This is a genomic window from Microcoleus sp. B4-C2, from assembly GCF_036705265.1.
GTDB lineage: Bacteria > Cyanobacteriota > Cyanobacteriia > Cyanobacteriales > Microcoleaceae > Microcoleus.
The window spans coordinates 17,090-26,690 of record NZ_JAUBUB010000088.1; the positions used below are offsets into that span (position 1 = coordinate 17,090).

At 47.3% G+C, this 9,601-nt stretch carries 7 protein-coding genes and 1 tRNA gene; 4 read left to right on the forward strand and 4 right to left on the reverse strand.

The window, feature by feature from the left end; genetic code table 11:
* The first annotated feature begins 101 nt into the window (after positions 1-101).
* Together sppA and aroH are read left to right on the forward strand one after the other, a co-directional pair.
* Entirely contained in the window at positions 102-920 is an 819-nt protein-coding gene (gene sppA, locus QUB20_RS22200) for a signal peptide peptidase SppA (RefSeq protein ID WP_333249537.1), read from the forward strand.
* A gap of 138 nt (positions 921-1,058) precedes the next feature.
* A complete protein-coding gene (aroH, locus tag QUB20_RS22205) occupies positions 1,059-1,466 on the forward strand; it encodes a chorismate mutase (RefSeq protein WP_333052850.1) in 408 nt (135 codons plus the stop codon).
* Between the two features lie 560 nt (positions 1,467-2,026).
* Here the strand turns inward: aroH and crtR are convergent.
* Positions 2,027-2,917 carry a beta-carotene hydroxylase gene (gene crtR, locus QUB20_RS22210; protein ID WP_333249539.1) on the reverse strand — a complete coding sequence of 297 codons (891 nt, stop codon included), beginning with the start codon at positions 2,915-2,917 and terminating at the stop codon, positions 2,027-2,029.
* Positions 2,918-3,349: 432 nt separating this feature from the next.
* On the opposite strand from crtR, the gene pyk reads away from it, so the two are divergent.
* Both pyk and QUB20_RS22220 read left to right on the forward strand, forming a co-directional pair.
* Complete coding sequence (gene pyk / locus QUB20_RS22215; protein WP_333249541.1) at positions 3,350-5,137, forward strand: pyruvate kinase; 1,788 nt, start codon at positions 3,350-3,352, stop codon at positions 5,135-5,137.
* Positions 5,138-5,231: 94 nt separating this feature from the next.
* Positions 5,232-5,303: transfer RNA gene (locus QUB20_RS22220), tRNA-Thr, on the forward strand.
* A gap of 922 nt (positions 5,304-6,225) precedes the next feature.
* Here QUB20_RS22220 and QUB20_RS22225 read toward each other — a convergent pair.
* From QUB20_RS22225 to QUB20_RS22235, 3 genes are all read right to left on the reverse strand, one after another.
* Positions 6,226-6,948, reverse strand: a complete 723-nt coding sequence (locus QUB20_RS22225; protein WP_333291654.1) for a hypothetical protein — start codon at positions 6,946-6,948, stop codon at positions 6,226-6,228.
* A gap of 909 nt (positions 6,949-7,857) precedes the next feature.
* Complete coding sequence (locus tag QUB20_RS22230) at positions 7,858-8,274, reverse strand: hypothetical protein (RefSeq protein ID WP_333249545.1); 417 nt, start codon at positions 8,272-8,274, stop codon at positions 7,858-7,860.
* Between the two features lie 158 nt (positions 8,275-8,432).
* Positions 8,433-9,185 (reverse strand): hypothetical protein, encoded by a 753-nt coding sequence (locus tag QUB20_RS22235; RefSeq protein WP_333249547.1) that lies wholly within the window; start codon positions 9,183-9,185, stop codon positions 8,433-8,435.
* Positions 9,186-9,601 lie beyond the last annotated feature (416 nt).

Consider the following 9,601-nt stretch of genomic DNA (forward strand, 5'->3'; position numbering starts at 1 on the left):
CAGGCATCTTGCCTGTTGCGAACACAGGCACAACATCTAACCCGATGAATAAGGCACACTAGAAGTTAGCTACAAAATTTCACCTTGCCTGTAAACTGCCCATGATTTGGCCATTCAAGCCCCGCTACCGCAAACAAATCGCCCGTATCGAAATCACCGGAGCCATTGCCGGAGAAACCCGTAAACGAGTGCTAGAAGCTCTCAAAACCGTTGAAGAACGCAAATTTCCCGCCTTGCTGCTGCGGATAGACAGCCCCGGCGGCACTGTCGGCGATTCCCAGGAAATTTACAGCGCACTCAAGCGTTTGCGCGAAAAAGTCAAAATTGTTGCCAGTTTCGGCAATATTTCAGCTTCTGGCGGAGTTTACATCGGCATGGGAGCCGAGCATATCGTTGCTAATCCGGGTACAATTACTGGCAGCATTGGCGTGATTATCCGGGGTAACAATTTAGAACGGCTGTTAGAAAAAGTAGGCGTTTCTTTTCAGGTGATTAAATCGGGGCCGTATAAAGATATCTTGGCATTCGATCGCGAATTGACAGATCCTGAACAGCAAATTCTGCAAGACTTGATCGACACCAGCTACCAGCAATTCGTGGAAACCGTTGCTGAAGCCCGGAAATTGCCTGTTGAGAAAGTGAAAAGTTTTGCCGATGGTCGGGTTTTTACCGGCCAGCAAGCCTTAGAATTGGGTTTGGTCGATCGACTGGGAACAGAAGAGGACGCTCGCCGCCTTGTCGCCGAACTCGCAGGCCTCGACCCGGAAAAAACCGAGTCTTGCACGCTAGAAAAACAAAAACCTTTCCTAAATCGCGTCTTGGGGAGTAGTCTGGATACATCCGGGCTTTGGGCTTACAAGAATTTGCTGGAATTCGAGCTTTCTACTAGCGGTGTGCCGCTGTGGATGTATCGCCCGTGATTAAATAGTCAGTTGGCAGTTGGCAGTAGTCTGTTGGCAGTGGTAATTAGTAATTAGTAATGGGTAATTGCAACTAGCAACTGACAACTAGCAACTGACAACTAACAACTGACAACTGACAACTGACAACTGACTAATATGGAGGAAATTTGCGTGGAGTGGCAAGTGCGGGGGATTCGTGGGGCAACTACTGCTAGCGAGAATTCGGTGGCAGCAATTCGAGAAGCGGTGAGAGAATTATTAGATGAATTAGAAGCAAAAAATGATATAAATCCAGATTTAATTATTAGTGCTACGTTTTCTGCTACTCGCGATTTAGATGCTGTGTTTCCGGCTGCGATCGCCCGCGAACGTCCTCACTGGTGTAATGTTCCTTTGTTGGACGTACAGCAAATGCACGTTGAGGGTGCTTTGGAACGCTGCATTCGGTTTTTAATTCACGTCAATTGGCCGGCAAATACTGAAATTTATCATCCTTATTTGCGGGGAGCTCAAAATTTGCGCCCCGATAGGAATTTAGCGGTGGCGGTGGCTGGGGAAAAATAATAGATTCACCGAAAAACGAGACGGAAGCCCCTGGCTTTAGACACGGGGAGGAAGTCGGCTGCGGTTTCAACCGCCTTCAATATTTCTTTACACAAGCGATTGAAAGGTTGTATTAGAATTAAATTGCAAGTAAGAACAACCATCTACGTGAAGAAGTGTTTTATTAAGGAGAAACCCCGCTCGTTATCTCGTCTCGGCATGACCGTAGCCTGGGTAAACAAGTAATGGTGAACATGGAGCGTACCTATCTGGCGTTGTGATGGACTCCGAAAGTAAAACAAAAGTAAGCGCAATTGCAATACCCTTTGTACTGGTAGTTGTTTTGAGCGTATAGAGGTGCTTTGATAACGCCTTTGAGAGTTTTCGGATTCATTCAAGAATCCCCAGGGCTGAAGCCCTGGGGAGTATCAATTTGGGCTTGATTTAAAAGTTAACTCACCATTACAGGTGGGTTTATTTTTTACGGGACTTGATAAAGTACAAAACCTGCCCTGGGGATAGATGGTTAAAAGCTTTTATTATAAAAAAAACCCGGCTTCTCAAAGAAACCGGGTTTTTTGTCAATCAGACGCTTTCTTGTGATGCAGCCTAATCCCTAAAAAAATGTCATATATAAAACTCCAAAAGTCCTTTTTCCCTTCCAATATTCCCAAAGTTTGAGGAGAACCTTTCTCATCCAACAGCGGCTTGACAGCCTCATAAGCAGGCTTGTAATTGTACCAAGGAATGGAAGGCCACAAGTGATGAATCAGATGATAATTCTGCCCCAAAATCAAGATATTTAGAATAGGACTAGGATATACTCTGGCATTTTTCCAGCGATCGCGCTCGTGAAACGGACGGTGCGGCAAATAATCAAAAAATAACCCCAACGCCAACCCCACCACCAAAGCCGGAGAAAACCAAAAATTCAGCACGTAACCTAAATGGTCGTACTGAATGGCAATATACACCACCGCTACGACAAACAAACGGCTGAGAAACCATTCCAAGAGTTCGTATTTCCGCCACAGTTTGCGCTTAAAAAAGAAAATCTCGTGGTAAAAAAACCTCGCAGCAATCAACCACAAAGGCCCGCCCGTCGAAACATAATGGTCTGGATCGTTATCTGGGTCATTAACGTGGGCGTGATGCTGCATATGTACCCGCGTAAACACCGGGAAAGCAAAACCCAACATCAGCGCGCTACCGTGTCCCAAAATAGCATTAACTGTGCGATCGCGATGGGCTGCATTATGAGACGCATCGTGAATCACAGTTCCAGCCATGTGCAACGCCAACACGTTCAGCGTAAAACAGCACCACTGCGGCCATCCCCAACACCAGAAACCCAAGTTAGAAATCACGATAATCACTACTGCACTCAAAAACAGCAGCAGTGTCGGATTGAAGTCACCGGGAGGACTCAGAAACTCTTTCGGCACTGTCAGCGGCCGTCCTGCCTCCGACATCTTTGTTAAGACTCCTTAATATTTCACACTTGCGTAGTATAAGATACAAGCCTGACAATAGTAAAGTTTTATGAAAGAACAGAGTTCGATCGCCAAAAACTAGCCTCTGCACAAACAGGAAAGTATTGCTGTTGTACAAGGATACCAGTCCTAGATTAGCCAAAAGAGCTCAGCAGACCAATTAAAATCAATGGGTATGTCTGTATTTATGTCAAGCCTGAGAGCGGAAAAATTTGCAAAAAAGAGCGCTCCCCAAGAAAAGATTACCGATCGGTAAAAAGTCAGATATTCTATATATTGTTCAATACCTACTTTTTTGACGACTATCAAAATTTTTAAGACTTGAGACTAGCATCATTGCTTGTAGTGCAAAGATGAAACGTTAGCCGAAATTTAAACAAGAAATCCACCCGCCTCCCCAGAACACCGCTGATGCAATTGCCAAAAGCCCTACGCCGGACTAAAATCGTCGCCACCATTGGCCCAGCAACTTCGGACCCACAAGTGCTGCGCCAGCTCATAGAAGCAGGTGCCACAACTTTGCGACTCAACTTTTCCCACGGAACAGAAGAAGACCACCAGCGCAGCATTCGCTTAATCCGGCAAACATCCTTTGAACTCAACCAGCCGGTAGCCATCCTCCAAGACCTCCAAGGCCCGAAAATTCGTTTAGGGCGCTTTGAGACAGGCTCTATAGTTGTCAAAAACGGCGATCCTTTCATTCTCACCAGTCGCCAAGTTCCCGGCACCGAACTCATTTCTTCCGTCACCTACGACCCCCTAGCAGACGAAGTTCCAGAGGGATCAGTGATTCTGCTTGACGACGGGAAAGTGGAAATGCTGGTGGAAAAAGTAGACCGCGCGGCGCGGGAATTGTACTGCCGCGTCGTCGTCGGCGGGCCGCTTTCCAACAACAAAGGGGTGAATTTTCCGGGAGTTTACCTCTCAATTAAAGCGCTGACTGATAAAGACCGCAAAGATTTAATGTTCGGCCTCGACCAAGGTGTCGATTGGGTAGCCCTTAGCTTTGTGCGGAATCCCCAAGATGTGCTCGAAATTAAAGAGCTCATTGCGAGTGCGGGCAAGCAAGTACCGGTGATTGCCAAGATCGAAAAGCACGAGGCGATCGAACAAATGGAGGAAATTCTCACCCTTTGCAACGGCGTGATGGTCGCCCGCGGCGATTTGGGAGTGGAACTACCCGCCGAAGACGTGCCGATTTTGCAAAAGCGGCTGATTGCTACCTCCAACCGGCTGGGTATTCCGGTAATTACCGCTACCCAGATGCTCGACAGCATGGTCAACAATCCCCGTCCCACCCGCGCCGAGATTTCCGACGTGGCCAACGCGATTCTTGACGGAACTGATGCAGTGATGCTCTCGAATGAAACTGCTGTCGGCAAGTTCCCCGTCGAAGCGGTGGCGACGATGGCGAGAATTGCGGTGCGGATGGAGAGGGAAGGAATTAAGCGGAATATTAGGAATGTAGAAGATATTGGTCGATCGATCCCCAACGGCATCAGCCAAGCAGTCAGCCAAATCTCCGAACAATTGAACGCGGCGGCCATCATGACGCTGACCAAAACCGGCGCCACAGCCCGAAATGTCTCGAAATTCCGACCCAAAACTCCGATTTTGGCAATTACTCCTCACGTAGACGTAGCCCGACAACTGCAATTAGTATGGGGAGTAAAACCCTTGCTGGTGCTGGATTTACCCTCCACCGGCCAGACATTTCACTCTGCCATGACAGTCGCCCAGGAAAAAGAGTTAGTCTCCGACGGAGATTTAGTGGTGATGACCGCCGGTACTCTGCAAGGGGTTGCCGGATCGACGGATTTGATCAAAGTTGAAGTAGTGACAGCAGTTTTAGGCAAAGGCACCGGTGTCGGTTTGGGCTCGGTGAGTGGGATGGCCAGGGTTGCTCGCACTGCTGCGGATGTAGGCAATTTCCACGCTGGAGAAATTTTGGTAGTCGAACACACAAGTGTTGCTTTTGTCGAGATGATTCGGAAAGCCGCAGGTGTAGTGACGGAGGAGGACAGTTTGACTTCTCACGCCGCGATTATCGGTTTGCGCTTGGGCGTGCCGGTGATGGTGGGCGTGAAGAATGCCACGCGGGTAATTCGGGACGGAACTATGCTGACGCTGGATATGCAGCGGGGTTTGGTTTATTCCGGGGCCAGAGGCGGATCAACTGACACTGAAGTGACCGTTTAACTGTTGGTGAGCTAGGAGTTGTGGAGTTTTGAATTAAATTCTACGACTCCTTGCTTTTTTCGCTATAGTTGTGCTATAATCCAAAATTGTCTGTGCCGATGTAGCTCAGGGGTAGAGTATTCGATTCGTAATCGAACGGTCGTGGGTTCAAATCCCACCATCGGCTTTGGGTTTCAGCGATTTCTGGAACTCACAGAGGGCAGGCTGCACCTCAACTGCACCTCAAAAGTGGCTCAAACGTCCCGCCAAAGGCCTTGAGTTTCAGGCTTCACTGAACCTCACCCGCACCTCAAAAGCGCCTCAAACACCCCAAAAACCCCCGCCAGAGGCCTGGTAGTGCACACATCAATTATCTCACTTCCGATTTTGCTTTTTAGGTATGGTAGTGGGTCACAGGCTCAATTTGGTACCCATTTTTAGCGCGCTTATTTGCTGCTAGCAAAATAGTCTCATTTTTGGGACTACAGTCTCATTTTTGAGACTACAGTCTCATTTTTGGGACGGTCGATGCCTGTAACCTTTTACCAAAGAGGGTTATGGACTCTCTCATATATTCTTCAAATATATAAACATCTCCGAGAGAGATTTTTTTTTAAGATTTGACAGGAAATAGAAAATTCCGAAGTGTCAGACAACACTCACCAGCCCAGGTACTTCCGGTTTTATCGAAAATGACTTTTTCTGGAACCTTTGCAAAGCAAGGGTTTCCCGCCCAAAACTCACTCGTCGATGTTATACATCGACGTGGGAGAGTCCGGCGGGGGAAGAGTAGGGTAAAACTGGCTATTTTTGAGCCGATTTCAGGTTTTGTTAGTTGTGGCGGATCATTTAAATGATCCGTGATCACACAGAAGACTTGCAGCACCTTGCAAAAACCTTTGTGGGAGGCGGTTACAAGTGTTGGAAGTTGTCTCGGAACATTTAAATGTTCCGAGATCGAACTCAAGCAAGCTTGGATGCTGGACTGTACAACAGAACCGCTGAACAAACCAAATGGCAATGCTTTGGCAATTGATGACAAGCGGTTCACAAGTCTAAACCTCGGCAAAAAACAGCCTTTAGAGCTTATAAAAAAGCTACGAACTGAATTAACTCCGCCGCAAAGTGCTTTCTATCCTTTCTATGTCGTCAGGAGTGAGACTTGATCTGGTTTTGGTTTTGGTTTCTCTTGACCTTTTAAGTGCCTCACGCACCTGCGCTTTTTGTTCGTCGGTGGGACCGATAAAAACGCGCTCAGGTTTTGTCTCTGTTTCCGCTTCTGCTGTCTCTGTTTCCGCTTGTGCTGTCTCTGTTTCCGCTTCTGCTGTGGTTGCTGCTGGCTTTTGCTGGAACTTTTGCCACCAGTTTTGGAAGTCTGTCGGCTTTTCTAAGAATCGATGCAGGCTTCTAATTTCCTCTCTTTTGATTTTGCGCCATTCTGTGCGGATAAATGCTTCAAACTCCGCTCGAACAGGTTCAGGAAGTTCGTTTAAACGCTTGTAATTTAGCTCTTTCGGGGCTTCCTCTTGAGTCTCATCACCCCACCACATAGATATCCCCCCCGACTCATACCAGTGAAAATCTACTTCTGGATTATTTTCCAACTCGGTGAGTGCTCGGTAGAATGTTGATTTTGGTATTTTAAAATACTCGTAAAAATCCCGTGCTTTGGGGATAGTTAGCTTATGACCCTTAGCCCTGTAGATTTTGGTGATGGTGTAAATATAACCTGTCGCCGTCAGTAGCCCGTTCTCATATCTTCTGATGGCATCTTCCAAGGAAACGCGATCGTGTTGTTGTTGGCCGGGTAGCTTGAAATGTGGTAAAGTCATCTTAGTTAAAAAAATTAATTTACTGGTGGCGACCGTTGGTAGCGGTCGTTTTTTCTGCTTTGATAAAACTTTAGCACCGATCGCAGACATACCTCTCTCAACAGCCAGGGAGGGACTAAGCTGAAGTTATTCTTACTTCCGGGCCCGGAAGTCGAAGCCGACCGGGAAGCGCTGGAAGTCTTTATAGGGTTGGCTTTTCTCTATGTACAGAAAATATTGGACTTGAGGGCAGACATTTTAATTAAAACGGTTGAGCTAGAGACCTATAGGTCTCGAATTTCCTTCTACACCGTTTTAATCAGGTTTGAGCGGGCTAAATCTCGTTCTGCTAGGAATTGCGAGGTATTGCGAAGTATAACGAGTTATTTACACAAACTCATATGAGTTTGTGCCGTAGAGAGGCAGTTATAGCAAGGGTTTGAGAGTTTATTTTGGAGGATGGAGAAGCTCTCGGCGATCGGTGAAGAGGCAGTAAACAAGCAGCAGAACCCTATAGGGTTCGCCAAAGCCACACACATGATCTGCTTCCCGCTACCACAAACCCTCGACCAATTCAAAAGGCATATTTACTGCAATCTTCAGAACCCGCTTTCTGCCTAGTTTTGAGCGTATACAGAAAAATCTGACCTATAGGTCGTAGCTTCTATTCGTTACTACTTGAAAAGCTGAGCTATTTTTGTGTATAACGCGCGGGCAAACCTAATGGGTTTGGGGAACATTCCGCAATATTAAAATTTACTCCAAACCCGCAGTAGGCAAGGGTTCCAATTTGACGAAGCCAAACACCATTTATTTTTGCTTTTTGGGGTATACCGGGTATCACATATCCCGGTTGCAGGTCGCTGCCGGGAGGCAGACCATAAGCCAGCCCCCTCCCGGCCCGCGTTGATCGACTCTATTCACCAGCTACTAAGCGCGCTGTACCAGCCTCAGACTAGAAGCCTCGGTGGGTTCGCCGTCATAACAGGGATAAGGATTCCATACTTTAGATGTGCTATCCGTCCACCAGATGTAGTAGACCCAGCTTTTTGCTGGAAAAATTGACTCAGATTCCGGTAAATAGCGCATCCCCAGAACTTCACCAAAATCTGTGATGTGTTCACCCTCATCCTCATCCTCATCCTCATCTCGATCGTTCACCCAATCACAAGCCACCAAATCACCAATATTGAATTCTGGTGAGGGGTATTTTTTGGGTGCTGGTGGCTTCGGTGGTAACTTCGTCGCTGCTGCCAGCGTGATCGACGCAGATTTACCCAGCAGCTCACGGCGGGACAAAGCAGGATTTTGCAAGTCTGCACTAGACAAGCGTTCTGAAAATGACATAATGATTTAGCTCCAAACGTTGTAAGAGAACGGTTTGGGGAAGTCGTGGTTAGTGAGGTGTGCCAACACCGCGCTACCGCGCATCAATCTTCCTTACCACTCACGATTGCAGACTTACTCCAAAGTGTCAAGGGGGGGGCAGAACTGGGTACGTCCTCTCAGCCTTCCAAAATCTCTAAGATAATCTCCATATCTCGCAAGTCGGTTTTTGATTTCCCCCGGCGAGCTTTCAATCGGTTAAGGATATCGGCCGCTTCCACTTCCACTTCCACTTCCTCGCGATTAAGAATATCGGTCACTTCCACTTCCACTTCCTTGTGATCGACGCGCTCTTGGTCAAGTCGCGATCGTAGTCGAGCCACTTCCTCCCTCAAAAGTTCGTTCTCTGCGCTTAAGTTACTTAACTTATTCTGTAACCCATTATCTGTAACTGTGGGTAACTCCTCAGAATTACCCGATTCGGACTTTCCCAGCAGTTCGCTCCTCAACGCTTCTAACGATTCTTGCAGCGCTTGCACTTGTACCTCTAAAGCCGTCAATCTGTCAGAGTCGCAACTATCTGTAACCGTATCTGTAACTTTAGCTGCATCCTGTGTAACTTTGTCTGTAACCCGTGATTGGGGGGGAGTATTCAGAGCCTCTGCAACCTCCTCAAGCTTAGCCGTGCTTACCTCTGAGGACTTGCCAATATATTTCTTGTGTAACCGCCCCGACATCTTTCTGTAACCATACCAATAATCACCCCCTTTGCCCGATTCTTTTCTGACTGTGCAGGGCTTGCTTGCTCCAATCGGTTCATATCTGAAAGATGGTGTCAAACGCAACCATGTCGCACCTTGGGGAGAATCTAGCTCGAATACTTTGCCTCCCTCTACCTCGATCAGTCCTTGCATCACCGATGGAATTGCCATAAGTTACCTACCAGTTACATAGTAAAGTATGTAACTAATGTAAGTAATTTATGGGTAACTGTCAAGGGTTACAGAGAAAGTATTTTTAGCTGTGCCAGTTCAAAGAAAGTGCACAGCTAACCGACCCCAGGATTGTCCTCGACTGGCACAACCTCATCAACGTCAATTTTGGGGTCAGAGGTAAACTTGGGGCAAGCTAAGGGAACTGTTTTTTACCCAAAGCTACCTCACGCAATTGACGGAATCTTTCAGGAGATAATCGTTGGTAGACATCGGCTGCAAATTTAGAGGGGGATGCCGCTTGATCCAACTCATCTTAAATTTCTACCGCCAGAGAATTCCCTCTGACTTGGCGGCGCTGAAAACCTTGTTCTGACTCACTCGTCTAGTGCTTTTACCTTTAAACCCGACGAGTG

Excerpts from the sequence above, each read along its gene's own strand:
- sppA (WP_333249537.1), top strand. The coding sequence starts at position 102 with ATGATTTGGCCATTCAAGCCCCGCTACCGCAAACAAATCGCCCGTATC.
- aroH (WP_333052850.1), top strand. The coding sequence starts at position 1,059 with ATGGAGGAAATTTGCGTGGAGTGGCAAGTGCGGGGGATTCGTGGGGCA.
- QUB20_RS22235 (WP_333249547.1), bottom strand. The coding sequence starts at position 9,185 with ATGGCAATTCCATCGGTGATGCAAGGACTGATCGAGGTAGAGGGAGGC.
- QUB20_RS22225 (WP_333291654.1), bottom strand. The coding sequence starts at position 6,948 with ATGACTTTACCACATTTCAAGCTACCCGGCCAACAACAACACGATCGC.
- QUB20_RS22230 (WP_333249545.1), bottom strand. The coding sequence starts at position 8,274 with ATGTCATTTTCAGAACGCTTGTCTAGTGCAGACTTGCAAAATCCTGCT.
- crtR (WP_333249539.1), bottom strand. The coding sequence starts at position 2,917 with ATGTCGGAGGCAGGACGGCCGCTGACAGTGCCGAAAGAGTTTCTGAGT.
- pyk (WP_333249541.1), top strand. The coding sequence starts at position 3,350 with ATGCAATTGCCAAAAGCCCTACGCCGGACTAAAATCGTCGCCACCATT.